Raw genomic sequence first — 26,762 nt, forward strand, 5'->3', positions numbered from 1 at the left:
TTACTGCCCGGTACGTATTTTGAGGTCTACCTCCCACCCTTACGGAGCCGTTGTCATGGGCCACTACAAGTCGAATCTCCGCGACATCGAGTTCAACCTCTTCGAGGTGCTCGGCCGCGACAAGCTGTACGGCTCCGGACCGTTCGCGGAGATGGACATCGAGACCGCCAAGGACATCCTCTCGGAGATCACGCGCCTCTCCGAGAACGAGCTGGCCGAGTCCTACGCCGACACCGACCGGAACCCGCCGGTGTTCGACCCCGAGACCAACACCGCCCCGGTTCCGGACACCTTCAAGAAGAGCTACCAGGCGTACATGGATGCCGAGTGGTGGCGGCTGGGCATCCCGGAGGAGATCGGCGGCACGACCGCGCCGCGCTCGCTCCTGTGGGGCTTCGCGGAGACGATCCTCGGCTCGAACCCGGCCGTGTGGATGTACTCCTCCGGCCCCGCCTTCGCGGGCGTGCTCTTCGAGGAGGGCACCGAGCAGCAGAAGCACATCGCGAAGATCGCGGTGGAGAAGCAGTGGGGCTCCACCATGGTGCTGACCGAGCCGGACGCCGGTTCCGACGTGGGCGCCGGCCGCACCAAGGCGGTCAAGCAGGAGGACGGCTCCTGGCACATCGAGGGCGTGAAGCGCTTCATCACGTCCGGTGAGCACGACATGGCGGACAACATCCTCCACTACGTCCTCGCCCGCCCCGAGGGCCACGGCCCGGGCACCAAGGGCCTGTCGCTCTTCCTCGTCCCGAAGTACGAGTTCGACTTCGAGACCGGCGAGCTGGGCGAGCGCAACGGCGTCTACGCGACCAACGTCGAGCACAAGATGGGCCTCAAGGCGTCCAACACCTGCGAGATGACCTTCGGCGACAAGCACCCCGCCAAGGGCTGGCTCATCGGCGAGAAGCACGACGGCATCCGCCAGATGTTCATGATCATCGAGTTCGCCCGGATGATGGTCGGCACGAAGGCCATCGCCACCCTCTCCACCGGCTACCTCAACGCGCTGGAGTACGCCAAGGAGCGCGTGCAGGGCCCGGACCTGGCCAACTTCATGGACAAGACCGCGCCCAAGGTCACCATCACCCACCACCCCGACGTGCGCCGCTCCCTGATGACGCAGAAGGCGTACGCGGAGGGCATGCGCGCCCTCGTCCTGCACACCGCCGCCGTCCAGGACGACATCCTGGTCAAGGAGCACGCGGGCGAGGACACCAAGGCGCTGCACGGCCTCAACGACCTGCTCCTGCCGATCGTGAAGGGCTACGGCTCGGAGAAGTCCTACGAGCTGCTCGCCCAGTCGCTGCAGACCTTCGGCGGCTCCGGGTACCTCCAGGAGTACCCGATCGAGCAGTACATCCGTGACTCGAAGATCGACACGCTCTACGAGGGCACGACCGCCATCCAGGGCCAGGACTTCTTCTTCCGGAAGATCGTCCGCGACCAGGGCCAGTCCCTGAACACCCTGGCCGAGGAGATCAAGAAGTTCCTGGCCTCCGAGGCCGGCGGCGAGGACCTGGCCGTCGCGCGCGGCTCGCTGGCCAAGGCCGCGGTGGACCTGGAGGCGATCGTCGGCAAGATGATCACCGACCTCACCGCCACCGGCGAGGACGTCAAGAACATCTACAAGGTCGGCCTCAACACCACCCGCCTGCTGATGGCCTCCGGTGACGTCGTCGTCGGCTACCTGCTGCTGCGGGGCGCGGCCGTGGCCGCCGAGAAGCTCCCGACCGCCTCCTCCAAGGACAAGTCCTTCTACGAGGGCAAGATCGCGGCGGCGAAGTTCTTCGCCCACAACGTCCTGCCGGGCGTCTCCCTGGAGCGCGACCTGGCCGAGTCGATCGACAACTCCCTGATGGAGCTGGACGAGTCCGTCTTCTAGGAACTTCTGCCGGACCGTGAGGTTCCGGTGGCGGCGCCGTCACACGTCGGCCACGGGCCCGCTCTCCCTCCCGGGGACAGCGGGCCCGTTGTCCTTATCCTGAGGCCATGAGCCCTGCGCACCGCTTCGACCGCGGCCACACCGACGACCTGATCTCCTTCATCGCCGCCAGCCCCTCCCCGTATCACGCGGTGGCCAACACGGCCGCACGACTGGAGAAGGCGGGCTTCCGCCAGATCGCGGAGACCGACGCGTGGGACGCGTCCGCCGGTGGCAAGTTCGTGCTGCGCGGCGGCGCGATCATCGCCTGGTACGTACCCGAGGGTGCGACAGCCGCGACCCCCTTCCGCATCGTCGGCGCGCACACCGATTCCCCCAACCTCCGCGTCAAGCCGCTGCCGGACACCGGTGCGCACGGCTGGCGCCAGGTCGCCGTCGAGCTCTACGGCGGCACGCTGCTCAACACCTGGCTCGACCGCGACCTCGGCCTCTCCGGCCGGGTGACGCTGCGCGACGGCAGCAACCACCTCGTCAACGTGGACCGCCCGCTGCTGCGCGTGCCGCAGCTCGCCATCCACCTCGACCGGGGCGTCAACGAGGGCCTCAAGCTCGACAAGCAGCGTCATATGACGCCCATTTGGGGCCTGGGCGAGCCGCGCGAGGGCGATCTCATCCGCTTCGTCGCCCAGGAGGCGGACCTGGTCGCCGAGGACATCGCCGGCTGGGACCTGATGGTCCACAGCGTCGAGCCGCCCGCCTACCTCGGCCGCGACCGCGAACTGCTCGCCGCGCCGCGCCTGGACAACCTGCTGTCCGTGCACGCGGGCACGGCCGCGCTGGCCGCGGCGGCGGGCGACCACCTGCCGTGCATCCCGGTCCTCGCCGCCTTCGACCACGAGGAGAACGGCAGCCAGTCCGACACCGGCGCCGACGGCCCGCTCCTGGGCACCGTGCTGGAGCGGTCGGTCTTCGCCCGCGGCGGTACGTACGAGGACAAGGCGCGCGCCTTCGCCGGGACCGTCTGCCTCTCCTCCGACACCGGCCACGCCGTGCACCCCAACTACGCCGAGCACCACGACCCGGGCCACCACCCGATGCCCAACGGCGGGCCGATCCTGAAGATCAACGTCAACCAGCGGTACGCGACCGACGGCAGCGGCCGGGCCGTCTTCGCCGCCGCCTGCGAGCGGGCCGGCGTGCCGTGGCAGCACTTCGTCTCCAACAACTCCATGCCCTGCGGCACCACCATCGGCCCCATCACCGCGGCCCGCCACGGCATCGCCACCGTCGACATCGGCGTCGCCTGCCTGTCCATGCACTCCGCGCGCGAGCTGTGCGGCTCGGACGACCCGCACCTGCTGGCCGCCGCGCTGACGGCCTTCCTGGAGGGCTGATTTGGAGTTCTCCCTGCTGGGCCCGGTCACTGCCGCCACCGCCGCCTCCGGTGAGCTCCCGCTGGGCCCCGCCAAACGGCGCAGCGTGCTCGCCATGCTGCTGTTGCAGCCCAACACGACGGTCTCCGTGGCGCAGTTGATCGACTCGGTCTGGGAGGACGCGCCACCCGCCCACGCCCGCACGGTCGTCCAGGGCCATGTCTCCCGGCTCCGGGCGACCCTGGCCGAGGCGGGCGCGGACGCGTACGGGGTGTCGCTGGCCACGCGCGGTTCGGCGTATCTGCTGCGGCTGCCGGAGCAGACCGTCGACACGTACCGCTTCGGCGAGCTCGTCTCCCGCGCGCGGCCCGAGGAGGCGCCGTCGGAGGCGGTGGGGCTGCTGGGCGAGGCGCTGGGCCTGTGGCGGGGCCCGGCGCTGACCGGCACGGTCCTCACGCCGCCCCTCGCCGCGGCCGCGCACGCCCTGGACGAGCGGCGGCTGACCGCCGTCGAGTCGCTCGCCCGCGCGTACGGCGCCCTGGGCGCCCACGACCGCGCGGCCGCCGCGCTGCTGCCGGAGGCCGTCGGGCATCCCCTGCGGGAGTCGCTCGTCGCCGCGTTGATGCTCGCGCTGTACCGCGCGGGCCGCCGGTCCGAGGCGATCGAGTGGTTCCACCGCACGCGCCGCCTGCTCGCCGACGACCTGGGCGTGGACCCGGGCGAGGCGCTGCGCACGGCGTACGCGCGCATGCTCGCGCCCGCGGCGGACGGCGGGGACGCGGGCCGCGCGGAGTGGGCGGCCGGCGACACCGCCGGTGAGCCGCAGCCGCGGACGGGCCCGTATCTGTGGGCCGCCCCGCAGCTGCTGCCCCGGCGGCCCGCGGGGTTCCTCGGCCGGGACCGTGAACTCGCCGAGCTGACGCGGCTCCTGGGCGGGCCCGGGGCCGCGCCCGTGCCCGCCGCCGGTGAGGTCGCGCTCGTCACCGGGCCGGCCGGGGTCGGCAAGAGCGCGTTCGCCGCGCACTGGGCGCACGCCCACGGGGACGCGTTCCCCGGCGGCCGGCTCTTCGCCGATCTGCGGGGGTTCAGCGGCAGCGAGGAGGCCCAGCCCTGCGAGGTGCTGCGGGAGTTCCTGCTGGCGCTCGGCACGCCGGGCGACCGCATCCCCGCCTCGCCGCAGGCCGCCTCCGCGCTCTACCGGTCGATCGCGGCCGGGCGGAAGCTGCTCGTCGTCCTCGACAACGCGCGCAGCTCCGCGCAGGTGCGGCCGCTGCTGCCCGCCGGTGCGCAGTGCGCGACGATCGTCACCAGCCGCAGCAGGCTCGACGGCCTGGTGGCGACGGACTCGGCGCGGCCGCTGCGGCTGCGCTCGCTCGGCACGGCGGACGGGGTGGCCCTGCTGGGCACGGTCCTCGGATCCGACCGGGTGGCCGAGGACCCCGACGCGGCCGCCGAGCTGGTCGCGCTCTGCGACGGCCTGCCGCTCGCGCTGCGCGCGGCGGCCGCCCAGCTGACGGCCCGCCCGCGCTGGCGGCTGGCCCGGCTCGCCGCCGCGCTGCGGGACGAACGGCAGCGGCTGGCCCTGCTGTCGGCCGAGGACACGGGCGTGGCCGCGGCCCTGCGCGCGTCCGCGGCCCGGCTGTCCGAGGACGACGCCCGCCTCCTCAGCGCGCTGGGCACGGGCTTCACCCGCGTCGTGGACGCCTCCGCCGTCGCCGCGCTGGCGGGCGCCGACCCCGACGTGACGCGCTACGGCCTGGACCGGCTGGCGGAGATGCACCTGGTGGACGAGGAGGCGACGGGCCGGTACGTCATGAGCGACCTGGTCAAGCTTTTCGCGCAGCGGCCCGCGGCGCCGCCCGACTGACCGGTCCCGGGGACAGGGCCACACATTCGGGGCACCCAATGCCGAAACGTTAGCGGAGCGTTAGCCGTTCGCCAGTGCCCTGCGGAATGATCCATGCCGTACCGACCGGCCGACATCCCATCGGGGGATCCACCATGACTCGCACCCGCACCCTGCGCCTCGCCGCGGCCGCCCTGACCGCCGCGGCCGCCCTGACCCTCACCGCCTGCGGCGGCAGCGACGGTTCCGGCGCCAAGACCAGCGGGAAGGCCGACACCTCGGCGACCGGCGGGCAGGAGCAGGGTCAGGAACAGGGGCAGTCGGAGGACCCGGGCCAGACGGACGCGGCGCAGACGGCCTCGTCCGCGAAGAACGGCAAGGCGGACAAGGGCACCTGCACGTCCGCGAACGTCAAGGTGGAGGCGAAGGCCGTCCAGTCGCCGATCAACCACATGCTCCTGGTGGTCACCAACACCTCGAAGGCGCCCTGCCACGCCTACAACTTCCCCTTCGTCCGCTTCGACGCCGACCAGGCGACCGCGGGCGTGGTGGAGGAGAGCCGCCCGCAGGCCGTCACCACGCTGGCGCCGGGCAAGTCCGCGTACGCGGCCGTCATCACCTCCGCCGCGGACGGCTCGGGCGGTGCCGGCCGCGAAGCGAAGAAGCTGGCCGTGTCCTTCCAGGGGAAGGACGGGAACGGCAGCATCGGCGACCAGGTGTCGGTGGCCCTGCCCGGAGGCAAGGTCCACGTCGACGACTCGGCGCGCGTGACGTACTGGCAGAGCGAGCAGAGCGCGGCGCTCACGTGGTAGCCGCCTGAGAGCGCCTCAGGCGTCCAGACCGGCCAGCACCAGCGGCAGCCGCTGCGCACCGCCCGCCGCCACGCGCACGGGAACGCCCCAGTCCTGCTGGTGCATATGGCACGCCGGGTACTCGTTGGCCGGGTCGTCGTCGCACGACGCGGCCATCGCCGACACGTGCAGGACGCCTTCGGTCACACCGTCCGCAAGGACGAGGTCGCGGCCGAGGTCCGTGCCCGCGCCCGAGCCCTCCGCCAGGAGCTCCGGCGGGGTGGAGCTGACGAGCAGGCGCGTCGACGGCCCGTAGCGGGTGTCGAGCTTCTGCCCGGCCGGGGCCTGGAAGACGACGTCGAGCCGCAGCCGCCCGGGGGCGATCTCCGTGGCGGCGCGCTGCGTGCGGTGGGCGACGGCCTCGACCCGTACGGCTTCCTCGGGCAGCCGCAGCCGCGTCAGGCGGTGCCGGGCGGACTCCACGACCACGATGTCGTCACCGGCGAGCACGGCGTCGGAGGGCTCGCGCAGGTCGGTCGCGAGCGTCGTCACCTGTCCCGTGGCGGGGTCGTAGCGGCGCAGCGCGTGGTTGTAGGTGTCGCAGACGGCGACGGAGCCGTCGGGGAGGGCGGTCACGCCCAGGGGGTGCTGGAGGAGCGCCTGGGCGGCGTCGCCGTCGCGGTGGCCGAAGTCGAAGAGGCCGGTGCCGACGGCGGTGCGGACGGCGAAGCCTTCGCCGTCCCGCTCGACGTAACGCAGGGCGGACGTCTCGGAGTCGGCCACCCACAGCCGGTCCCCGGTCGCCGCGAGCCCGGACGGCTGGGCGAACCACGCCTCGGCGGCGGGTCCGTCGACCAGGCCCTCGTTCGTCGTGCCCGCGGCGACCTCGACGGTCCCGGTCGCCGGGTCGTACGTCCACAGCTGGTGGACGCCCGCCATGGCGATCCAGACCCGGTCGGCGAAGAAGGCCACGTCCCAGGGGGAGGAGAGGTTCACCTCCTGCGCGGGTCCCGAGGTGGGCTGCCCCTGCATCCACTGCCGGCCCGTCCCGGCGAGGGTCGTGACGGCGCCGGTCTCCGGGTCGTACGCCCGCAGCGCGTGGTTCACGGTGTCGGCGACGACGACCTTCCCGCCGGGCAGCAGCGCGAGGCCCTGGGGCTCGCTGAAGCTCTCGGGGCCGAAGCCGCGCTCGCCGGTGCCGATGCGGCGTGCGACGGTCTCCGCGTCGGCCGCGAGCTCGACGAGCTGGTGGCGGGTGGAGTCGGAGACGAGGAAGTTGCCGGTGGGAAGCCGGATCGCCTTGCCGGGGAAGCGGAGGTCGGTGGCGACGGGCTCGGGCGCGACGTACGGGCCGTCGCCGCGGCGCAGGGTCCCCTTGGCCTCGTGCTCCGCCTCCAGCTCCTCGACCAGCGCCTGAAGGGCGTGCGCGTGCCCCTCGCCGGCGTGCTGGGCGACGACGTAGCCCTCCGGGTCGATGACGACGAGCGTGGGCCAGGCGCGCACGGCGTACTGCTTCCACGTCGCGAGCTCGGGGTCGTCGAGGACGGGGTGGTGCACCTCGTACCGCTCGACGGCGTCGACGACGGCCTGGTGCTCGGCCTCGTGCACGAACTTCGGCGAGTGCACGCCGATGATCACCACGGTGTCGCGGTGCTTCTCCTCCAGCTCGCGCAGCTCGTCGAGGACGTGCAGGCAGTTCACACAGCAGAACGTCCAAAAATCGAGAATGATGATGCGTCCTCGCAGGTCAGCGAGGGTCAGATCGGTTCCGCCGGTGTTCAGCCAGCCGCCCTTGCCGATCAGCTCGGGGGCTCGGACTCGTGCACGTGTCGCCATGCGGGTATTAAACGCGCCGTCCCATGCGGCTATTCCGTCTCACGCGCACCGCGCGCGGCCGCCGGGCTCAGCCGTCCCTCTCGACGCCCAGCACCCTGTCCTTCAGCGCCGGGAAGACCTCCCGCGTCTTCGCGACCTTCGTCATGTCCAGGTCGGCCGTCAGGATCTCCTCGCCCGCGCCCGCCTCGGCCACCGTCTCGCCCCAGGGGTCGACGATCAGGCTGTGGCCCGCCTGGGGGACGTTCGCGTGGGTGCCCGCCGTGCCGCAGGCGAGGACGTACGACTGGTTCTCCACCGCCCGGGCGCGGGCCAGCAGCGTCCAGTGGCCGCGGCGGCGCTCCGGCCAGCCGGCCGGGATGACGAGGGTCTGGGCGCCGGCGTCGACCAGGGCGCGGAAGAGTTCGGGGAAGCGCAGGTCGTAGCAGGTGGCCAGGCCCAGCGTGGTGTCCGGGAGGGGGACGGTCACGACCTCCGTGCCCGCCCCCATCAGGACCGCCTCGCCCTGGTCGAAGCCGAAGCGGTGGATCTTGCGGTAGGTGCGGACCAGCTCGCCCTCGGGGGAGAAGACCAGGGAGGTGTTGAAGACCGTGCCGGACGGCGTGAGTTCGGCGATCGAACCCGCGTGCAGCCAGACACGCGCATCGCGCGCGGCTTCGGCCATCGCCTCGGCGGTCGGCCCGTCCAGCGCCTCGGCGCCGGTGGCGAAGGACTCGTAGGCGAAGGCCCCGACATGCCACAGTTCGGGCAGCACCACGAGGTCACTGCCCCGCTGTTCGCGTACGAGCCGGGCCACGCGGGAGCGCCGCGCGGCGGTCGGCTCGGCGTCGCCGACATCCGTCTGGATCAAGGAGACGCGCACGGTACCACCAATCCCAGCGTCCGAAACCACTGCCAGCCTGCCCCCGCGAAGCGTAACTTAACTGCTGAACACCCAGACAGCACTTGCCCCGCAGCCGACGTACGTACGAGCAGCCAATCCGCGCACGCACCGCCCGAGGGATTCCGTGACCGTCCACCCCAGTCTTCAGCCCGTCATCGATGCCTGGACCCAGTCCGTCGAAGCGATCCACGAGTTGGTGAAACCGCTTGCCGAGAGCGACTGGAACAGGCCCACCGAGTGCCCCGGGTGGTCGGTTCGCGATGTGGTCTCCCATGTCATCGGTGTCGAAACCGAATTCCTGGGCGAACCGCGGCCGATCCACACGCTGCCGCGCGATCTCTACCACGTCACCGACGAGTTCTCGCGCTACATCGAGGTGCAGGTGGACGTGCGGCGCTGTCACACCGCCCTGGAGATGACCTCCGAGCTGGACCTCGTCATCCTGCGGCGATGCCGTCAGCTGCGGAACGAGAACCGCGGCCCGCAGACGCCGTTCCGCTGGCCGCTGGGTTCGGGCAACGACCAGCCGCTCGAACGGGCGCTGACCGTACGGGCCTTCGACGTGTGGACGCACGAGCAGGACCTGCGGCGCGCGCTGCGCATGCCCGGCGACCTCGACTCCCCCGCCGCGGTCCTCACCCGTGACTTCCTGCTCGCCGCGCTGCCGAAGGTCGTCGCCAAGGACGCCGCCGCCCCGCCGGGCTCCGCGGTGGTCTTCGACGTGCACGGTCCGCTGGAGTTCCTGCGGACCGTGCGGGTCGACGCCCAGGGCCGGGGGAAGATCGACAGCAGTGTGTCGCTCGGCCCGACGGTGACGCTCGGCATGGACTGGGAGACGTACGCGCGGCTGGCGTGCGGGCGGGTGCGGCCGGACGCGGTCGCGGACCAGATCAAGGTGGAGGGCGAGCCGCGGCTGGCGCGGACGATCCTGCGGGAGTTCGCCATCACCCCGTGACCCGGGCGCGGGTCACACCGGCACGTGCACCGTCTCCACCCTGGACGCCACGATCCGCTCCTCCTCGCGGCGTTGGGCGCGCGTCCGCAGGCGCAGCACCTGGGAGAGCCCCAGCGCCTGGAGGACGAACACCGAGCAGAAGGCGGCCCGGTAGTTCTGGCCGGTCGCGTCCAGCAGGAGGCCGACGGCCAGCAGGGTGGTGATCGAGGCGACGAAGCCGCCCATGTTGACGATGCCGGACGCCGTGCCCTGGCGCTCGGGCGGGTTCGCCGGGCGGGCGAAGTCGAAGCCGATCATCGAGGCGGGGCCGCAGGCGCCGAGAACGACGCACTCCACGACCAGCAGCCACATGGGCGCGTGCGCTCCGGGCCAGGCGGCGACCGTCGCCCACAGCAGGGCCGTCGCCGCGACCGTGCCGAGCGCGAGCGGCAGCCGGGCGGCGTGGTGGCGGCCGATGATCTGGCCGTAGACCAGCCCCACGGCCATGTTGGAGAGCACGACCAGGGTGAGCAGCAGTCCGGCGGTGCCGCGGGAGAGCCCCTGCGCCTCGACCAGGAACGGCATGCCCCACAGCAGCAGGAACACCATCGCCGGGAACTGCGTGGTGAAGTGGACCCACATGCCGAGCCGGGTGCCGGGTTCGCGCCAGGACCGCAGGATCTGCTGCCGTACGGCTCCCTTGCCCGTGTGCGGGGCGACGACCGGTTCGTAACCCTCGGGGTGGTCCTTGAGGAAGACCAGCAGCAGGACGAAAACGAGCACTCCCGCGGCGGCGCTGCCCGCGAAGGTCGGGGTCCAGCCGGCGCTGTGCAGCAGGCGGGCGAGGACGACGGTGGAGACGAGGTTGCCCGCCATCCCGAACAGGGCTGCGACCTGAGCGATCATCGGGCCGCGGCGGGCGGGGAACCAGCGGGCGCCGAGCCGCAGCACGCTGATGAATGTCATGGCGTCGCCGCAGCCGAGCAGGGCCCGGCTGGCGAGGGCCGTTCCGTAGGAGTGGGAGAGCGCGAAGGCGAGCTGTCCCGCGGTGAAGAGGACGACGCCGAGGCCGAGGACCTTCTTGGTGCCCAGCCGGTCGACCATCAGGCCGACGGGTATCTGCATGCCCGCGTAGACGAGCAGTTGGAGTATGGAGAAGGTGGAGAGCGCGGAGGCGTTGATGTGGAAGCGCGCGGCGGCGTCGATCCCGGCCACGCCGAGGCTCGTGCGGAAGATGATCGCGACGAAGTAGACGCCGACGCCGAGGCCCCAGACGGCGACGGCGCGCCGGCCGCCGGGCGGGTCGCCGGGCAGCGCCGGGGGCGGCTGGCTCATCGGACGTCTCCCTGCGCGAGGTTGCGCACCCAGCTCACGTGCTGGTCGATGACGTCGACGGCGGCGGTGGCGTCGCCCGCGCGCAGGGCTTCGAGGATCTCGCCGTGCTCGGCGTGGTTCTTGGCGATGCGGTCGGGGTGTGCGTGCATGACGGCCACGCCCATCCGCAACTGCCGGTCCCGGAGCTGGTCGTAGAGGCGGGAGAGGATCTGGTTGCCCGCGCTGCGGACGATCTCGGCGTGGAAGGCGCGGTCGCTGACGGAGACGGCGGCCAGGTCGCCCGCGTCCGCCTGGCGCCGCATGTCGTCGAGGAGCTCCTCCAAGCGCTCGATGAGCTGCTCGGAGGCGGGGACGGCCTTGGCGGCGGCGTACTTCTCGACGAGCAGCCGGGTCTCGACGACGTCCGCGATCTCCTGCGCGGACACGGCGAGCACCAGCGCGCCCTTCTTCGGATAGAGCTTGATCAGCCCTTCGGCCTCCAGCCGGAGCAGCGCTTCCCGCACGGGTGTCCGGGACACTCCGACCGCCTCGGCCAGGTCTCCTTCGGTCAGCAGCGTCCCGCCTTCGTAGTGGCGGTGGAGTACGGCTTCTTTGATGTGGACGTAGACGCGGTCGGCGGCGGGGGGCTGCTTGGTGGGGAGGGGAAGGTCGGCGGCGGGAGCGGTCGGCATGCGCACAGCTTAGATACAACACGTATGCGTGAGGAGGGGGTGTCCGCGATCCGGACGACAAAAAGCGTCTACGGGTGTCCAGTCGTACGGCCGGGAGACCGGGGCCGGACGACGGCGGGGAACAGGGGGCTAGACGCCCGCCCAGCCCTCCAGCGGCGTGATGAAGACGAAGCGCAGGTCCGGCCGTTGTATCGGCAGCAGCACATGCGTCGTCACGCGGACCTCGGCGTGCCCGTGGTACGGCAGCCGCAGCCGGAAGACGTGCCCGTCGCGGTGCTCGACGACGTCGTGCTCCTCGGCCCAGATCCGCCGGCAGTCCGCGTCGGCGGCGAGGATGTCCTTGACCAGTGCCCGCAACTGCTCGTTCGAGGGGTCGCTGTTCGCCGCGACCCGCAGCATCGCGAGGTAGATGCGCGCGCAGCTGTCCTCCCAGTCGAGCATCTGCTCGCGCGCCTCGGGGTCGAGCAGGGCCCACCGCATGAGATTCGCACCGGGTCGCAGGACCCAGGGAAACCAGTCGCCCATGAGGGAATTCGTCGCGACGATATTCCAGCCGACGTCGGAGAGATATGCGGGATACGAAACCTGTTGTTCCAGCAGTGCCTTGACGCCGTTGGGCAATTCTCGCTGGTCGCGGGAGAGTTCGGGCGGGCGGCGGCCGCAGACGGCGAGGAAGAGGGTCAGGGTCTCCGCTTCGCTGAGCCGCAGCGCCTGGGCCACGCGCAGCAGGAAGCTCTCCGAGAAGTCCTGGCGGCGCCCGGCCTCCAGCGCGCGGTACCACCCCTCGCTCACCCCGGTCAGCCTGGCCACATGCGCCTGGGAGAGCCGTCGGCCGGGGGGCGGGACGGTGCCGCGGAGCTCGCGGACGGTGCGGGCGTCGACGCGCGCCCGCCACGCCCGGAGGAGCCGGCTGATGGACTCGCCGTCCACCCGGTCGACGCCTTCCACTCGCCCTCCAAATCCGACACTGCAAGTGTTGGTCAATCTTAGGTAATTTGCCCAGCACGGGCGATTCCACCCCCTGCCAGGGTGGTGGCCCGAGGCCGCTCCGTATCAGGACCGAGGGCCCGGACGCTGCTCTCTCCTCACTGGAGGGGGGTGAGGAGAGAAGCGTCCGGGCCTTCCGTCTTTCGATGGTTTTCTTTTCAACCTATTTCTGCGGAGCGGCCGTTTTCCTCGGCTTCCCCTGGGTTTCCCCGGAAATCAGCCCCAGGTGATCAGGCGCTGCGGGTTCTCCAGTACGGCCGCGATATCGGCGAGGACCTTCGAACCGAGCTCGCCGTCGACCAGGCGGTGGTCGAAGGACAGCGCGAGCGTCGTCACATGGCGCGGCTTGACCTTGCCCTTGTGGACCCACGGCTGGAGCTTGATGGCACCGAAGGCCAGGATCGCGGACTCGCCCGGGTTGAGGATGGGCGTGCCCGTGTCGATGCCGAAGACGCCGACGTTGGTGATGGTGACCGTGCCGCCGGACATGTCCGCCGGGCTGGTCCTCCCTTCGCGCGCGGTGGAGACGAGCTCGCTCAGGGCCGCCGACAGCTCGGGCAGGGTCTTGAGGCCCGCGTCCTTGATGTTCGGCACGATCAGGCCGCGCGGCGTGGCGGCCGCGATGCCCAGGTTCACATAGTCCTTGCGGACGATCTCCTGGTCGGCCTCGTCCCAGGACGCGTTGACGTCCGGGTTCCGCTTGATCGCCACGAGCAGCGCCTTGGCGACCAGCAGCAGCGGGTTGACCCGCAGCCCGGCCATCTCCGGGTCTTCCTTGAGCTTCTGCACGAGCTTCATCGTGCGGGTCACGTCGACGGTGACGAACTCCGTGACGTGCGGCGCGGTGAAGGCGCTCGCGACCATCGCCTGGGCGGTGGCCTTGCGGACGCCCTTGACGGGGATCCGCGTCTCGCGGCTCGCGTAGGCGCTGTCGCCCGCGGCCACGGTCACCGACGCCGCCTCCGCCACGGCGCCGGTGGCGGTGACCGCCTGGGCGGAAGCCTGCAGCGCGTCCACGGCGGCACGCACGTCCTCGCGGGTCACCACGCCGTCCGTACCGGTCGGCACGACGGTGGCGAGGTCGATCCCGAGGTCCTTGGCGAGCTTGCGGACGGGCGGCTTGGCGAGCGGACGGGCGCCGCTCACGGCCTCCTGGACGGCCGGAGCCGGAGCCGGGGCCACGACAGCCGCGTGCCCGTTCAGCTCGCCCTGTATCGCCGCGGACACCGGCTGGGCCGGGAGGCCGGGCTGCGCCTTGCGCGCCCTGCGCTTGGTCGAGGACGGCGCGGCGCCGTAGCCGACCAGCACGGCCTGTCGGCCGGACGGCTCCGGCTCGGGCTCCACGGCGGGCGGCGCCTCCGCCGCCCGCTCCGCGACGGCGGCCGGCGCGGGCCCCGCCCCGGGGTCGGTGTCCACAGAAATGATCACCTGGCCGACGTCGACGGTCGTCCCCTCGCCGAAGCGCAGCTCGTGCACCACGCCGTCGAAGGGGATCGGCAGCTCGACGGCGGCCTTGGCGGTCTCCACCTCACAGACCACCTGGCCGTCGGAGACGGTGTCCCCGACGTTCACGTACCACTTGAGGATCTCGGCCTCGGTGAGTCCCTCGCCCACGTCGGGCATCTTGAACTCGCGGAAGCGCTGGTCGTTGGCGGTGCTTGCAGTCATGGTCACGACTCTCCTCGAACCCCTCAGTACGCCAGCGCGCGGTCGACGGCGTCGAGCACCCGGTCCAGTCCCGGAAGGTACTCGTCCTCCAGCCGGGACGGCGGGTACGGCGCGTGATATCCGCCGACCCGCAGCACCGGTGCCTCCAGGTGGTAGAAGCAGCGCTCGGTGATCCGGGCGGCGATCTCCGCGCCCGTGCCCAGGAAGACCGGGGCCTCGTGGACGACGACCAGCCGGCGGGTCCGCTCGACGGACGCCTGGATCGAGTCGAAGTCGATCGGCGACATCGACCGGAGGTCCAGCACCTCCAGGGACCTGCCCTCTTCCGCGGCCGCCGAAGCGGCCTCCAGACAGGTCTTCACCATCGGGCCGTAGGCGGCGAGGGTGAGGTCCGTGCCGGGGCGGACGGTGCGCGCGGTGTGCAGCGGCCCGGGGATCGCCTCGGTGTCGACCTCGGACCGGTCGTGGTAGCGGCGCTTGGGCTCGAAATAGATGACCGGGTCGTCGCTCTGGATGGCCTGCTGGAGCATCCAGTAGGCGTCCGAGGAGTTCGAAGGGGAGACCACCTTCAGGCCCGCCACGTGCGCGAAGAGCGCCTCCGGCGACTCGCTGTGGTGCTCCACCGCACCGATCGCGCCGCCGTAGGGGATGCGGATGACGACCGGCAGCTTGATCTTGCCGAGCGCACGGGCGTGCATCTTGGCGAGCTGGGTGACGATCTGGTCGTACGCGGGGAAGACGAAACCGTCGAACTGGATCTCCACGACCGGCCGGTAGCCGCGCAGGGCCAGACCGATCGCGGTGCCCACGATGCCGGACTCGGCGAGCGGGGTGTCGATGACCCGCTCCTCGCCGAAGTCCTTCTGCAGGCCGTCGGTGACGCGGAAGACACCGCCGAGCTTGCCGACGTCCTCACCCATGATGAGGACCTTGGGGTCGGCCTCCAGGGCGGTCCGCAGCGAGGCGTTGATCGCCTTGGAGATGGAGAGCTTCTCGACGGACATCAGTGGCTCTCCTCGGCGAACGAAGCCTGGTAGGCGGCGAACTGGGCGCGCTCCTCGTCGACCAGCGCGTGGCCGTCGGCGTAGATGTGCTCGAAGATCGCCATGTTGTCGGGGTCCGGCATGGTCCGGACGACGTCGCGGACCCGCTTGGCGAGCGCGTCGGACTCGGTCTCCAGGGCGGTGAAGAACGCCTCGTCGGCGAGGCCCTCGCGCTCCAGGTAGGTCCGCACCCGCAGGATCGGGTCCTTGGCCTCCCACAGCTCGCGCTCCTCGTCCCGGCGGTACTTCGTCGGGTCGTCGGAGGTGGTGTGGGCGCCCATGCGGTACGTGAACGCCTCGACCAGCGTGGGCCCCTGGCCCGTACGGGCGCGCTCCAGGGCGGCCTTGGTGACCGCCAGCACGGCGAGCACGTCGTTGCCGTCGACCCGCACGCCGGGGAAGCCGTAGCCCTGCGCGCGCTGGTACAGCGGGACGCGGGTCTGCTTCTCGGTCGGCTCGGAGATGGCCCACTGGTTGTTCTGGCAGAAGAAGACGACCGGCGCGTTGTAGACGGCCGAGAAGGTGAACGCCTCCGCCACGTCGCCCTGGCTGGACGCGCCGTCGCCGAAGTAGGCGATCACGGCGGAGTCTGCGCCGTCCTTGGCCACCCCCATGGCGTAACCGGTCGCGTGCAGCGCCTGCGAGCCGATGACGATCGTGTAGAGGTGGAAGTTGTTCTCGTTCGGGTCCCAGCCGCCGTGGTTCACACCGCGGAACATGCCGAGCAGGTTGGTGGGGTCGACCCCGCGGCACCAGGCGACGCCGTGCTCGCGGTAGGTCGGGAAGACGTAGTCGTCCGGGCGGGTGGCCCGGCCGGAACCGATCTGCGCGGCCTCCTGGCCGAGCAGCGAGGCCCACAGGCCCAGTTCGCCCTGGCGCTGCAGGGTGGTCGCCTCGGCGTCGAACCGCCGGGTCAGCACCATGTCCCGGTACAGGCCGCGGAGTTCCTCGGGCGTCAGGTCGATGGAGTAGTCGGGGTGCTCGACCCGCTCGCCCTCCGGCGTCAGCAGCTGTACGAGCTCGGGCTCGCCGGCCCGCGCCGCGCCGCCCTTGGCTCCGGCGCGCTTGCTGCTGCCCCGGCGCGGCTTGCGCGCGGCAGTGCTGTCCACAGTCACGTGTGCTCCTCCGTCTGTCCGGCTCCCGGGGTCGCCGGTGGCCGGAGGGGGTCCCCCCGCCGTGAGGCAGGGGAATGCTCGCCCGGTTCCCGACGGCACACGGGGTGGGTGTGCCGAGGCCGGAACCGGGCGTGACAGGCGCCCCGGCCAAAGGCCTGCAATAAGCACGTTACCCAGAAGGCCGCATTCCTGCGAAACCCCGCCTGACCTGCAATTTTGCTTGGATTTCCAAGTAAATCGAGAAAGCGGGACAACGCTCCTGGTCACGTCCTTGTGAGCACAGCCCTGCGGGCTGCCGGAACGACCGCACGTTATCCCGGAGGACAAGAGCAGGGGAAGAGTTGGTGTGTGAGACTGTGACTGTGCCCGAACAACGAAAAATCACGGTATTTCTGCTCGACGACCACGAAGTGGTCCGCCGCGGGGTGCACGAGATGCTCTCCGTCGAGAAGGACATCGAGGTCGTGGGCGAGGCCGGCACGGCCGCGGACGCCTTGGTGCGCATTCCGGCGACCCGGCCCGACGTCGCCGTTCTGGATGTTCGCCTTCCGGATGGCAGCGGAGTGGAAGTCTGCCGGGAAATCCGTTCCCAGGACCAGAACATCAAATGCCTGATGCTCACCTCCTTCGCGGATGACGAGGCTCTCTTCGACGCCATCATGGCGGGCGCGTCCGGTTACGTTCTGAAAGCGATCCGTGGCAATGAGCTGCTCTCGGCCGTACGGGACGTGGCGGCCGGGAAATCCCTGCTCGACCCGGTGGCGACCGCCCGGGTGCTGGAGCGGCTGCGCGACGGCAAGGACCCCAAGGGCGACGACCGGATGGCGAACCTGACCGACCAGGAGCGCCGCATCCTCGACCTGATCGGCGAGGGGATGACCAACCGCGCCATCGGCGAGCGGCTGCACCTCGCCGAGAAGACCATCAAGAACTACGTCTCCAGCCTGCTGTCCAAGCTGGGCATGGAGCGGCGCTCCCAGGCGGCCGCCTATGTGGCCCGCATGCAGGCCCAGAAGCGCTGAAACCGCCGTTTTCCCCGTTTCGGGACCAACGTCCCCCGGCACAGGGCCGGGTGCCCCTAGGGGCGGATGACACCACCGGGCACAGTGGTGCCATGCTCACCGCGCCTACCGGGCCCACCGACGGACACGACGAATACCGAGCGCTCGAACTGCTCGGCCGCATGCCCTACGGCAGGCTCTCCGTGAGCATGCGCGCGCTGCCCTTCGTCACCGTCGCCCGGCACATCGTGTCCGGCCGCTCGGTCATTCTGCGGATGCACGCCGGATTCGGTTATGCCCAGGCCTGCGACGGGAACGTCGTCGCGTACGGCGCCGACAATCTCAGCAACCGCCACGAGGGCGACGAGGACGTCTGGAACGTGCAATTCGTGGGCACCGCGCGGCTCTTCACGCCGTCGCCCGCCGATCTGGAACTCTTCGGCCGCCCCCCGCGCGCCGCGGACGACGCGCCCTTCATTCCCGAATACCTGTGCATCGAACCGCAGTTCATCACTCTGCATCACCTCGAAGGCATCCCCGCGCGACAGGTCGCACACTCCGTCTGATCTAACATTTGGAGCGTGCCGCGCTCACTTGTCTCCCCGCTCGTCGCCACCACCGTTCGCAGCGGAACCGGCGGGGACGGCGGACTTCAGGCGCCGGGCAACGGCACGCTGCACGCCCTGCTGCGGCGGTACGGCAACACCGGTACGCCGCTCGCGTGCGTCCCCCTGACCGAGGGCCTGCTCAACCGCGGTTACCGCCTCACCACCACGCGCGGGACCTTCTTCCTCAAGCACCACCTCGACGGCGACCACGCGGCCATCGCCCGTCAGCACAGCGTCACCCTGCGGCTGGCCGCCCTCGGCCTGCCCGTCGCCCCGCCGGTCGCCGACGCCGACGGCTCCACCGTGACCGTCCTCGACGGCCGCTGCTACGCCCTGCACCCCTGGGTCGAGGGCCGCCACCACGACGGCGGCGAACTGACCCGCACCCAGTCCCGCCGCCTGGGCACGCTCCTGGGCCAGGTGCACACCTGCCTGGCGAAGGTCTGCCCGGAAGAGCCCCCCGACGCCCCGGGCGAGCCCGAGAAGGGCCCTGGAGGGGCCTCTGCGGGCCCGGAGGGCCGGGGCGGGCTCCGGCGGACCCGGCGGCCCTCCGAGGGGCCGGAGAGGGCCTGTCAGGACGTCTCGGCGGATCCGCAGGACACGTACGCCCTCATTGAGGAGCTCCTCGCGCTCGTACGGCGCCGCCCCCGCGACTCCTTCGACGAGCTCGCCGAGCACCGGCTCGTCGAACGCCGCGCCCTGCTGGAGCGCCACGCGCACCGCCGGCCCGCCGCCGCGCCCGCCCGCGGGTGGGTGCACGGCGACTTCCACCCGCTCAACCTCCTCTACCGGGGCGGCGAACCCGCGGCGATCATCGACTGGGACCGCCTGGGCGTCCAGCCCCGCGCCGAGGAGGCCGTACGGGCCGCGGTGATCTTCTTCCTGCGGCCCGACGGCACGCTGGACCTCGCGAAGATACGTCCCTACGCGCGCGCGTACCGGCGCGCGTCCGGCGCCGGTACGGCCGAACTCGCGGCCGCCGTGCACCGGGTGTGGTGGGAGCGGCTCAACGACTTCTGGATGCTGCGCTGGCGCTATCAGCTCGGCGACCTCCGCGCCGACCCCGGCTTCCCCGCGTCGGCGGCGCTGGCCGTGTGGTGGACGCGGGCGTACGGGTCCGTGCGCGACGCCTTCACGGACTGAGCCCGCCTCCCCTGGGGGGAAACGGGCTCGGTCGGTGTGCCGGGCGCTCAGCCGCCCAGGTTGCCCTGGACGGTGTTGCCGGTGGTCGTACCCGGCGGCGTCGGGTGCTCGGTCGGGGGCTTGCCGTCGTCCGTCGGCTTGGTCGTCGGGTCGACCGGCGGCGTCGGGTTGCCCGTGGGACCGGTCGTCGGGTCGGTCGTCGGGTTCTTCGTGTGGTGGCTGCGGGTCGGCTGGTCGGTCGGCTCGTCGTTCCCGCCGCCCGTCGAGTCGGAGGTCCGGTCGTGACCGCCGGTGGTGTCCCCGCCGGGCTGGGCGCCGCGGGAACTGCGCTGGTTGGGGGTCTCGCCACTGGAAGGCGTGCCGGGCGCGGACGGACCGGTGGACGTCTTGTCGGTCTGCTTGGTGTCGTTACTGGCGCCCGACTTGGTCTGGTTCAGCGCGTAGACCACGCCCACCGCGATCGCGATCACCGCGAGCACGGCGACCAGCACCATCTTGCCCTTGCCGCCGCCACCGTCGCCCCGGCCCCGGCCGCCGTGGCCGCCGTTGTAGCCGTCGAAGCCGCCGTCGTCGCCGTTGCGGGACGGGATGAGCGGCTGCTGCGAGGTGTCGCCGTGCAGCGGGTGCGGCATGGCGGTGGTGCCCGCCATGCCGGCGCCCATGCCGAGGGCCTGGGTGGCGGCGGTGGCGTGCGCGACCGGTCCGGTGTCCCAGGCGCCCGTGTGGGCACCCGCGTCGTGCAGCATCTGGAGCGCGTACTGCACCAGACCGCGCATCTCCTCCGCGCTCTGGAACCGGTCGTCCGGGTCCTTCGCGAGGGAGCGCATGACCAGCCCGTCGAGCTCCGGCGGCACGCTGCCGAGAACTGTCGAAGGCGGTACGGGATTGTCCTGGACGTGCTGGTAGACCACCGACAGCGGGGTCTCGCCGGTGAACGGCGGACGGAGCGCCAGCAGTTCGTACAGCAGGCAGCCGGTGGCGTAGAGGTCCGAGCGCGCGTCGACCGTCTTGCCGAGCGCCTGCTCGGGCGAGAGGTACTGCGGGGTGCCCATGACCATGCCGGTCTGCGTCATGGTGGACGCCGCGCCGTGCAGGGCGCGGGCGATGCCGAAGTCCATGACCTTGACGGCGCCGTTGTTGGTGATGATCACGTTGGCGGGCTTGATGTCCCGGTGCACGATGCCGTGCTGGTGGCTGTAGGCCAGCGCCTCCAGCACGCCCGCGACGATGATCAGCGCCTGCTCCGGCGGCGGAGCCTCGGCGTTCAGCAACAGGTCGCGGATGGTGCGACCTTCAACCAACTCCATGACGATGTACGGCACGACATTGCGGCCGACGGCGTCCTCGCCGGAGTCGTAGACCGCGACCACCGCGTGGTGGTTGAGCCCGGCGACGGACTGTGCCTCGCGGGTGAAGCGCGCCTTCGAGACCGGGTCCTCGGCGAGGTCGGCGCGGAGCAGCTTCACCGCGACCGTGCGGCCGAGTCGTACGTCCTCGGCGGCGAACACCTCTGCCATGCCACCGCGCCCGAGCCGGTGGGTGAGGCGGTAGCGGCCGTCGCCGACCAGCCCGCCGTTACCCCACATTTCAGGCACATCGGGCATACCGCCCCCGTTGGCGTCAGGGTCGGATGGACCCTGGGCGCTCTGCGTCTGTGCCATCAGTCCTCGCCGTCGTGTCTGGCCGCTGCGCGTGGGAGGCGCTGCGCGGGGAAAACGGTCTTCCGCTAAGGCACGCTACAGGCTCCGCGCCGCGCGCCGGTCCGGGATGGACGCGCTATCAAACCTGTACGGGCGTGAGCAAGGCAAATCCCGTGACGGCTTGTCGCTCATCCCGTCACGGAACGGGCACGCGGCTTGACGTGCCCGCGCCCTCGGGCAGACTTGGCCGGGATATGCCCACGAGCCGGCCCGATCCGGACCAGTACAGCAGGCAGTGCGCCCAAGGGGGAAGCAGAACAATGAGCCAGGACGGCGCACAAGGCCGCTATGCGGGCGGGTCGGTCGGCGGTGGCCGGTACCAGCTGCGCGACCTCCTCGGCGAGGGCGGCATGGCCTCCGTGCACCTGGCCTACGACAGCGTTCTGGACCGCCAGGTCGCCATCAAGACCCTGCACACGGAGCTCGGGCGCGAGGCGTCCTTCCGTGAGCGGTTCCGGCGCGAGGCCCAGGCCGTCGCCAAGCTCACACACACCAACATCGTCTCGGTATTCGATACGGGCGAGGACGACCTGGCCGGGTCGACCATGCCGTACATCGTCATGGAGTACGTCGAGGGCCAGCCGCTGCGCTCCGTGCTCGACGCCGACGTACGGCAGTACGGCGCCATGCCCACCGAGAAGGCGCTGAAGATCACCGCCGATGTGCTCGCGGCCCTCGAGGTCAGCCACGAGATGGGCCTGGTCCACCGCGACATCAAGCCCGGCAACGTGATGATGACCAAGCGCAACGTGGTCAAGGTCATGGACTTCGGCATCGCGCGCGCCATGCAGTCCGGCGTCACCTCCATGACGCAGACCGGCATGGTCGTGGGCACCCCGCAGTACCTCTCGCCCGAGCAGGCGCTCGGGCGCGGCGTGGACGCCCGCTCCGACCTTTATTCGGTCGGCATCATGCTCTTCGAGCTGCTGACCGGGCGGCTGCCCTTCGACGCGGACTCCCCGCTGGCCATCGCGTACGCGCACGTCCAGGAGGAGCCGGTCGCACCGTCCACGATCAACCGCTCGATCCCGCCGGCCGTCGACGCGCTGGTCGCCCGCGCGCTGAAGAAGAACCCGAACGAGCGCTTCCCGAGCGCCGAGTCCATGCGCGACGAGTGCGCGCGCGTGGTGGGCACCGCCCAGTCCGCGGCCTCGCCGGTGATCGTCGCGGGCGGCGCGCCGACCCGCAGCGGCGCGGGCGTGGGCTCCGCCGTCTTCCCCCCGGTCGACCAGCAGGCGGCGGCGCCGGGCCCGCAGGGCGTCCAGATGCCGTACCAGCCGCCCGCCCAGGGCCCCTACGGCGGCGGCTACGGCCCCTCCACGCCCCCGTCGGGCCCGGTGGGCTACCCGACCCCCGCCCAGCCCTTCCAGGGCGGTCAGGGCGGCCAGGGGACCCCTCCGCCGTACTCCGCGCCCTCCCCGGCCCCGAGCAGCGGCGGTGGCGGCAAGAGCAACAAGCCGGTGCTCATCGGCTCCGCAGTCGTCGCCGTGCTCGCGGTCATCGGCGTGATCGCGGCGATCTCGCTGAACGGCAAAAGCGATGATTCCGGCAACCAGGCGAGCGGCAAGCAGTCCCAGTCGCCCGCCACGGCCGCCCCGGTGGGCGGATCGGACTCCGGCGGCTCCGCCGGCGGGTCCACCTCGGGCGGCGGCACCGGTGGCACGCAGTCGCAGCACAAAGAGGGCGACAAGACGAAGACCATCGACAAGCAGAAGTGCACCAACGCCTACGACTACTACAACGACAAGACGAAGAAGACGGCGCCCAACTTCAGCTACTTCTACGTCGACTCGGTCAAGGCGTGCCTGCAGGCGGCGGGCTGGAAGTACCGCGTCGACGTGCAGCCCGAGAACACCTGGGGCAAGGGGACGGTGCTCAGCCAGACGCCCAAGGAGGGCGACCCCTTCGACCCGAAGTCGGCGAGCGAGCAGTTCGTGCTGACCGTGTCGACGGGCGACCCGGCTTCGTAATGCCGTGACCGCCGCACGCACGTGTGCCCGGTACGCCTCTTACGGGGCGTACCGGGCACACGTGCGTGCGGGGTGCTCCGGATCTACAGATACGGGCCGGAGCGCGCACCGCCGTGCTGGTGGCCGTCCTCGTCGTCGTCACCGAGGATGCCGGGCGGGAGCGCCCTGCGCATCTGCTCCAACTGCGCCCGTGCCGCCATCTGCTGGGCGAACAGCGTGGTCTGGATGCCGTGGAAGAGACCCTCCAGCCAGCCGACCAACTGTGCCTGCGCGATCCGCAGTTCGGCCTCGGTGGGGATCGTCTCATCGGTGAAGGGGAGCGACAGGCGCTCCAGTTCCTCCACCAGCTCGGGCGCGAGCCCGTCCTCCAGCTCCCTGACGGAGCTGTGGTGGATCTCCTTGAGGCGCACCCGGCTCGCCTCGTCCAGAGGAGCGGCCCTGACCTCCTCCAGCAGTTGCTTGATCATGCTGCCGATACGCATGACCTTGGCGGGCTGTTCGACCATCTCCGTCACCGGGACCTCGCGCGACTCGTCGTCACCCTCCCCGCCGCCGGGGCTGGCGCTGCCGAGAGCCATGCCGTCGGGTCCTACGACCAGGACCTGCGGGCTCTCTTGCGACCGTTCGTTCCTCGGCATATCCATGCCGCCATTCTCTCGCACATGTGATTTCCCCCTGTTGATGCCCCCGTACACGCCTGATCCACCGTGCCACACGCCCCGCCGCGCGCCCCTTTTTCACTACGCGCGCCGTTCAACCGGATTCCGGGCCGTCCCGGCCGGCGCCCGGGAACCTTCGACCGGGCCACGGCCTCACCGGGCGCGCCGCAGCCTCAGCGCGAAGTACCCCAGCCCCAGGCCCGTGAGCATCATCCCGGTGCCCAGCGGCAGCACCCGCATGACCCGGTCCCCGTAGCCCATCGACTCCCCGCCCCGCCCGTCCGCCCCGGAGCCCCGCCCGTCGTCCGGCACGGTCCGCGCTCCCGGACGCCGTGGCCGTGCCGCGTCCGCCCGTCCGTGCGCCCGTGGGGTCGCGGAGGGGGAGCCGCCGGGCACGGGCTCGCCGGACGCCGTCCCGTCGTCCGGCCCCTCCTCCCCGTCGTCCGAGGACGCCTCCGGCGCGGAGGGAGGCGGATCGGTGGCCCGGCCCGGATGCGTACGCCCCTCCCCGGCGTCGCTTCCGGCGAGCCGGCCGTCACCGCCGGGAGGGGCGGGCGGGGAGTTGGAGGGGTAGGCGAACGGCGGTGAGGGCGCGAGGTTCGCCCTGCTGTGCGGCACGTTCGTGAACGCGCTGTGCGGGAGTTCGCCCTTGAGCGCGCTGCGCGGGCTCTCTCCGGCCACACCGTGCGGGGCACCGGACGCTTTGCCGGTGACTGCCGGTACGGGCATCAGGGCGGGCAACAGGGAGGGACGGGCGGCGGGCGAGGCGGAGGGGCGTACGGGAGGAGGCGGAGCGGGGCGCCCGGCGCACTGCGCGCCGGGCGCGGGGCCTATGACCGCCGCCATCGCCGCCGCCATGACTGCCGCCGCGACCGCCGCTGTGACCGAGGCGGCCCGGGAGGCCGTCCGTATTCCACCGTTCACGCCGCCGCCCTCCGCCCGAGCCGCCGCCCCACGCCAACAGCCTCACACGCACCCCGCGGTCCGGCGCGTACGAGCGGCCGAGTGGGTGACGGGCGAAGGCGGGCGGGCGGCGAAGTCCCGGGCGGGCGCGAGCTTCTCGGCCACGGACCATGCGCGATCGGCATGTTTGCCACGGCCCTCGCGCTTGAATGCCGGAGGCTCAGGTCGCCGTGCGGCCGGCCGTCACGTGGTCAGCAGCACCTTCCCGACGTGCGTGCTCTCCTCCAGGATGCGGTGCGCCTCGGCGGCCTCCCGGAGCGGCAGCGTGCGGTCGACCACGGGCCGTACGCGCCCTCCGGCGATCAGCGGCCAGACGTGTTCCCGTACGGCCGCGACGATGGCCGCCTTCTCCGCGAGCGGGCGGCCCCGCAGCGACGTGCCCAGCACGGCGGCCCGCTTGGTGAGCAGCGCGCCGAGGTCCAACTCGGCCTTGCGGCCGCCCTGGAGGCCGATGATGACCAGCCGGCCGTTGACGGCGAGGGCGTCCACGTTGCGCGCGAGGTACTTCGCTCCGACGATGTCGAGGATGACGTCCGCGCCGACGCCGCCGGTGACCTTGGCGAGCTCCTCTACGAAGTCCTGTTCGCGGTAGTCGATGAGGATGTCCGCGCCCAGCTCGCGGCAGCGCTCCAGCTTGTCGCGGCTGCCCGCGGTGACGGCGACGCGCGCGCCGACCGCCTTCGCCAGCTGCACGGCCATCGTCCCGATGCCGCTGCCGCCGCCGTGGACGAGCAGGGTCTCGCCGGGGCGCAGGTGCGCGACCATGAAGACGTTGGACCAGACCGTCGCGGTGACCTCGGGCAGCCCGGCGGCCGTGACCAGGTCAAGGCCCTCGGGCACGGGCAGCAACTGGCCGACCGGCACACAGACCTTCTCGGCGTACCCGCCGCCCGCCAGCAGCGCGCACACCTCGTCGCCGACCGCCCAGCCGCTCACGCCGGGGCCGAGCGCGGCGATCCGGCCGGAGCACTCCAGGCCCGGGTAGGGGGAGGCGCCGGGAGGCGGGTCGTAGAAGCCCTGCCGTTGCACGACGTCGGCGCGGTTGACGGCGCTGGCCACGACCTCGACCAGAACCTCGCCGCTGCCGGGAACGGGATCGGGGACCTCGGCCCAGACGAGGGCCTCGGGCCCGCCGGGCTGGGGGATGGTGATCGCATGCATGCTCGCGAGGCTACTCCCGGGTCCCCCGGCGCATCCCGGAACATGGGGCGTATGGCAACAAACCCGGGGCGCCCGGACTCTCGAAAGACGCCCACCCGGCTCTCGCTCTTCCGCTCGCTCTGGCACCGCACCAGGAGCGAGGCCGAGGACGACGCGGAGGCCGGGCGGTCCATCGTGATGCCGGTCCAGAAAGTGAGCGCCCCGCTGCGGCAGGTGCTGCGGCGGCTGATCATGGCGCTGGTCGTGCTCGGTGTCACGACCCTGCTGGTCTACGTCGACCGCGAGGGCTACCACGACAACGCCGACGGCACGGTCGGCTTCCTGGACTCCGCCTATTACGCGACCGTCACCCTGTCGACGACGGGCTACGGCGACATCACGCCCGTGAGCGACGGGGCGCGGCTGATGAATATCTTCGTGGTCACGCCGTTGCGCGTGTTGTTCCTGATCATTCTGGTCGGGACGACCCTGGAAGTCTTGACCGAACGGACGCGCCACCAAGTGCGCATCCACCGCTGGAGGTCGCGGATGCGAGATCACACCGTCGTCGTCGGATACGGCACCAAGGGCCGCCACGCGATCGAGACCCTGGTCGGCCAGGGCAAGCCCAAGGACAAGATCGTGGTGGTGGACCCGCAGAAGAAGGTCGTGGACGCGGCGTCCAGCGACGGCCTGGTGGGTGTCCTGGGCGACGCGACCCGTTCCGAGACCCTCCAGCGCGCCGAGCTGCCGCGGGCCTCGCAGGTCGTGATCTGCACCGAACGGGACGACACGGCCGCCCTGGTCACCCTGACGGCGCGCCAGCTCAACAAGCAGGCCACGATCGTGGTGGCCGTCCGGGAGGACGAGAACGTGCCGCTGCTGCGGCAGAGCGGCGCCAACACGGTCGTGACGAGCTCCAGCTCGGCGGGCCGGCTGCTCGGCATGTCGATGATGAGCCCGAACGTCGGCACGGTCCTGGAGGACCTCCTGACGTACGGCAACGGCCTGGACGTCGTCGAGCGCCCGGTCACCAAGCCCGAGGCGGGCCGCTCACCGCGCGACTGCGAGGACTTGGTGGTGGCGGTCGTACGCGGCCACCGGCTGCTCCACTTCACCGACCCGGAGGCGGCGACGCTCCACCTCGCGGACCGGGTGATCACCATCAAGCAGGCGGTGGCGCCCGGCGAGACCGGCTGAGGCCGACTCCTCGGCGA

Annotated in this window: 22 protein-coding genes; 10 read left to right on the forward strand and 12 right to left on the reverse strand. The window is 71.7% G+C overall.

Annotated features, from left to right (window positions below):
• Positions 1 to 55 precede the first annotated feature (55 nt).
• From ABD269_RS14710 to ABD269_RS14725, 4 genes are all read left to right on the forward strand, one after another.
• The gene (locus ABD269_RS14710) at positions 56 to 1,882 is read left to right on the forward strand and encodes an acyl-CoA dehydrogenase (RefSeq protein ID WP_301886333.1); all 1,827 of its coding nucleotides are present in this window, start codon (positions 56 to 58) and stop codon (positions 1,880 to 1,882) included.
• 107 nt (positions 1,883 to 1,989) lie between these two features.
• Positions 1,990 to 3,276, forward strand: coding sequence for a M18 family aminopeptidase (locus ABD269_RS14715; protein ID WP_344118264.1), 1,287 nt, complete (start codon positions 1,990 to 1,992; stop codon positions 3,274 to 3,276).
• Position 3,277: 1 nt separating this feature from the next.
• A complete protein-coding gene (locus ABD269_RS14720; protein WP_344118265.1) occupies positions 3,278 to 5,122 on the forward strand; it encodes an AfsR/SARP family transcriptional regulator in 1,845 nt (614 codons plus the stop codon).
• A 134-nt stretch (positions 5,123 to 5,256) separates the two neighbouring features.
• Positions 5,257 to 5,913: a DUF4232 domain-containing protein gene (locus tag ABD269_RS14725; RefSeq protein WP_344118266.1), complete on the forward strand. Its 657-nt coding sequence runs from the start codon at positions 5,257 to 5,259 to the stop codon at positions 5,911 to 5,913.
• 15 nt (positions 5,914 to 5,928) lie between these two features.
• Here ABD269_RS14725 and ABD269_RS14730 read toward each other — a convergent pair whose 3' ends face one another.
• Both ABD269_RS14730 and ABD269_RS14735 read right to left on the reverse strand, forming a co-directional pair.
• A complete protein-coding gene (locus ABD269_RS14730; protein WP_344118267.1) occupies positions 5,929 to 7,728 on the reverse strand; it encodes an NHL domain-containing thioredoxin family protein in 1,800 nt (599 codons plus the stop codon).
• A 67-nt stretch (positions 7,729 to 7,795) separates the two neighbouring features.
• Entirely contained in the window at positions 7,796 to 8,587 is a 792-nt protein-coding gene (locus ABD269_RS14735) for a carbon-nitrogen family hydrolase (protein WP_344118268.1), read from the reverse strand.
• 145 nt (positions 8,588 to 8,732) lie between these two features.
• On the opposite strand from ABD269_RS14735, the gene ABD269_RS14740 reads away from it, so the two are divergent.
• Entirely contained in the window at positions 8,733 to 9,563 is an 831-nt protein-coding gene (locus tag ABD269_RS14740) for a maleylpyruvate isomerase family mycothiol-dependent enzyme (RefSeq protein ID WP_344118269.1), read from the forward strand.
• 12 nt (positions 9,564 to 9,575) lie between these two features.
• Here the strand turns inward: ABD269_RS14740 and ABD269_RS14745 are convergent, their stop codons facing one another.
• The 6 genes from ABD269_RS14745 to pdhA form a co-directional block, all read right to left on the reverse strand.
• Positions 9,576 to 10,877: an MFS transporter gene (locus tag ABD269_RS14745; RefSeq protein WP_301886326.1), complete on the reverse strand. Its 1,302-nt coding sequence runs from the start codon at positions 10,875 to 10,877 to the stop codon at positions 9,576 to 9,578.
• Positions 10,874 to 11,548, reverse strand: a complete 675-nt coding sequence (locus ABD269_RS14750; RefSeq protein WP_301886325.1) for a GntR family transcriptional regulator — start codon at positions 11,546 to 11,548, stop codon at positions 10,874 to 10,876. The genes ABD269_RS14745 and ABD269_RS14750 overlap by 4 nt, the downstream gene beginning before the upstream one ends.
• A 129-nt stretch (positions 11,549 to 11,677) precedes the next feature.
• On the reverse strand, positions 11,678 to 12,496 hold the full coding sequence (locus ABD269_RS14755; RefSeq protein WP_344118270.1) for a helix-turn-helix transcriptional regulator: 819 nt from the start codon (positions 12,494 to 12,496) through the stop codon (positions 11,678 to 11,680).
• Between the two features lie 255 nt (positions 12,497 to 12,751).
• Entirely contained in the window at positions 12,752 to 14,203 is a 1,452-nt protein-coding gene (locus tag ABD269_RS14760) for a dihydrolipoamide acetyltransferase family protein (protein WP_344118271.1), read from the reverse strand.
• 23 nt (positions 14,204 to 14,226) lie between these two features.
• Positions 14,227 to 15,207, reverse strand: coding sequence for an alpha-ketoacid dehydrogenase subunit beta (locus ABD269_RS14765; protein ID WP_301886322.1), 981 nt, complete (start codon positions 15,205 to 15,207; stop codon positions 14,227 to 14,229).
• Entirely contained in the window at positions 15,207 to 16,361 is a 1,155-nt protein-coding gene (pdhA, locus tag ABD269_RS14770; protein WP_301886321.1) for a pyruvate dehydrogenase (acetyl-transferring) E1 component subunit alpha, read from the reverse strand. Before pdhA ends, ABD269_RS14765 begins: the two co-directional genes overlap by 1 nt.
• Positions 16,362 to 16,723: 362 nt before the next feature.
• Between pdhA and ABD269_RS14775 the strand changes: the two genes are divergently transcribed.
• From ABD269_RS14775 to ABD269_RS14785, 3 genes are all read left to right on the forward strand, one after another.
• On the forward strand, positions 16,724 to 17,383 hold the full coding sequence (locus tag ABD269_RS14775) for a response regulator (protein WP_344118273.1): 660 nt from the start codon (positions 16,724 to 16,726) through the stop codon (positions 17,381 to 17,383).
• A 92-nt stretch (positions 17,384 to 17,475) separates the two neighbouring features.
• Positions 17,476 to 17,928, forward strand: a complete 453-nt coding sequence (locus tag ABD269_RS14780) for a pyridoxamine 5'-phosphate oxidase family protein (RefSeq protein WP_344118274.1) — start codon at positions 17,476 to 17,478, stop codon at positions 17,926 to 17,928.
• A 108-nt stretch (positions 17,929 to 18,036) separates the two neighbouring features.
• Positions 18,037 to 19,113, forward strand: a complete 1,077-nt coding sequence (locus ABD269_RS14785) for a phosphotransferase (protein ID WP_344118441.1) — start codon at positions 18,037 to 18,039, stop codon at positions 19,111 to 19,113.
• Positions 19,114 to 19,160: 47 nt separating this feature from the next.
• Here the strand turns inward: ABD269_RS14785 and ABD269_RS14790 are convergent, their stop codons facing one another.
• Positions 19,161 to 20,774 carry a protein kinase domain-containing protein gene (locus ABD269_RS14790; RefSeq protein ID WP_344118275.1) on the reverse strand — a complete coding sequence of 538 codons (1,614 nt, stop codon included), beginning with the start codon at positions 20,772 to 20,774 and terminating at the stop codon, positions 19,161 to 19,163.
• Positions 20,775 to 21,073: 299 nt separating this feature from the next.
• Here ABD269_RS14790 and ABD269_RS14795 point away from each other — a divergent pair, with 299 nt between their 5' ends.
• The gene (locus ABD269_RS14795) at positions 21,074 to 22,783 is read left to right on the forward strand and encodes a protein kinase domain-containing protein (RefSeq protein WP_344118276.1); all 1,710 of its coding nucleotides are present in this window, start codon (positions 21,074 to 21,076) and stop codon (positions 22,781 to 22,783) included.
• Positions 22,784 to 22,866: 83 nt separating this feature from the next.
• Here ABD269_RS14795 and ABD269_RS14800 read toward each other — a convergent pair whose 3' ends face one another.
• From ABD269_RS14800 to ABD269_RS14810, 3 genes are all read right to left on the reverse strand, one after another.
• Positions 22,867 to 23,427 (reverse strand): bacterial proteasome activator family protein, encoded by a 561-nt coding sequence (locus tag ABD269_RS14800; RefSeq protein WP_116212795.1) that lies wholly within the window; start codon positions 23,425 to 23,427, stop codon positions 22,867 to 22,869.
• Between the two features lie 168 nt (positions 23,428 to 23,595).
• Positions 23,596 to 24,366, reverse strand: coding sequence for a hypothetical protein (locus ABD269_RS14805; RefSeq protein ID WP_344118277.1), 771 nt, complete (start codon positions 24,364 to 24,366; stop codon positions 23,596 to 23,598).
• 222 nt (positions 24,367 to 24,588) lie between these two features.
• Entirely contained in the window at positions 24,589 to 25,566 is a 978-nt protein-coding gene (locus tag ABD269_RS14810) for an NAD(P)H-quinone oxidoreductase (RefSeq protein WP_116212797.1), read from the reverse strand.
• A gap of 51 nt (positions 25,567 to 25,617) precedes the next feature.
• Between ABD269_RS14810 and ABD269_RS14815 the strand changes: the two genes are divergently transcribed.
• Positions 25,618 to 26,745: a potassium channel family protein gene (locus tag ABD269_RS14815; RefSeq protein ID WP_301886314.1), complete on the forward strand. Its 1,128-nt coding sequence runs from the start codon at positions 25,618 to 25,620 to the stop codon at positions 26,743 to 26,745.
• The last annotated feature ends 17 nt before the right edge of the window (positions 26,746 to 26,762 follow it).

It is taken from the genome of Streptomyces blastmyceticus (assembly GCF_039521185.1).
Classification (GTDB): Bacteria; Actinomycetota; Actinomycetes; order Streptomycetales; family Streptomycetaceae; genus Streptomyces; species Streptomyces blastmyceticus.

Excerpts from the sequence above, each read along its gene's own strand:
- ABD269_RS14710 (WP_301886333.1), top strand. The coding sequence starts at position 56 with ATGGGCCACTACAAGTCGAATCTCCGCGACATCGAGTTCAACCTCTTC.
- ABD269_RS14715 (WP_344118264.1), top strand. The coding sequence starts at position 1,990 with ATGAGCCCTGCGCACCGCTTCGACCGCGGCCACACCGACGACCTGATC.
- ABD269_RS14725 (WP_344118266.1), top strand. The coding sequence starts at position 5,257 with ATGACTCGCACCCGCACCCTGCGCCTCGCCGCGGCCGCCCTGACCGCC.
- ABD269_RS14730 (WP_344118267.1), bottom strand. The coding sequence starts at position 7,728 with ATGGCGACACGTGCACGAGTCCGAGCCCCCGAGCTGATCGGCAAGGGC.
- ABD269_RS14745 (WP_301886326.1), bottom strand. The coding sequence starts at position 10,877 with ATGAGCCAGCCGCCCCCGGCGCTGCCCGGCGACCCGCCCGGCGGCCGG.
- ABD269_RS14750 (WP_301886325.1), bottom strand. The coding sequence starts at position 11,548 with ATGCCGACCGCTCCCGCCGCCGACCTTCCCCTCCCCACCAAGCAGCCC.
- ABD269_RS14760 (WP_344118271.1), bottom strand. The coding sequence starts at position 14,203 with ATGACTGCAAGCACCGCCAACGACCAGCGCTTCCGCGAGTTCAAGATG.
- ABD269_RS14765 (WP_301886322.1), bottom strand. The coding sequence starts at position 15,207 with ATGTCCGTCGAGAAGCTCTCCATCTCCAAGGCGATCAACGCCTCGCTG.
- ABD269_RS14780 (WP_344118274.1), top strand. The coding sequence starts at position 17,476 with ATGCTCACCGCGCCTACCGGGCCCACCGACGGACACGACGAATACCGA.
- ABD269_RS14790 (WP_344118275.1), bottom strand. The coding sequence starts at position 20,774 with ATGGCACAGACGCAGAGCGCCCAGGGTCCATCCGACCCTGACGCCAAC.
- ABD269_RS14795 (WP_344118276.1), top strand. The coding sequence starts at position 21,074 with ATGAGCCAGGACGGCGCACAAGGCCGCTATGCGGGCGGGTCGGTCGGC.
- ABD269_RS14800 (WP_116212795.1), bottom strand. The coding sequence starts at position 23,427 with ATGGATATGCCGAGGAACGAACGGTCGCAAGAGAGCCCGCAGGTCCTG.
- ABD269_RS14810 (WP_116212797.1), bottom strand. The coding sequence starts at position 25,566 with ATGCATGCGATCACCATCCCCCAGCCCGGCGGGCCCGAGGCCCTCGTC.
- ABD269_RS14815 (WP_301886314.1), top strand. The coding sequence starts at position 25,618 with ATGGCAACAAACCCGGGGCGCCCGGACTCTCGAAAGACGCCCACCCGG.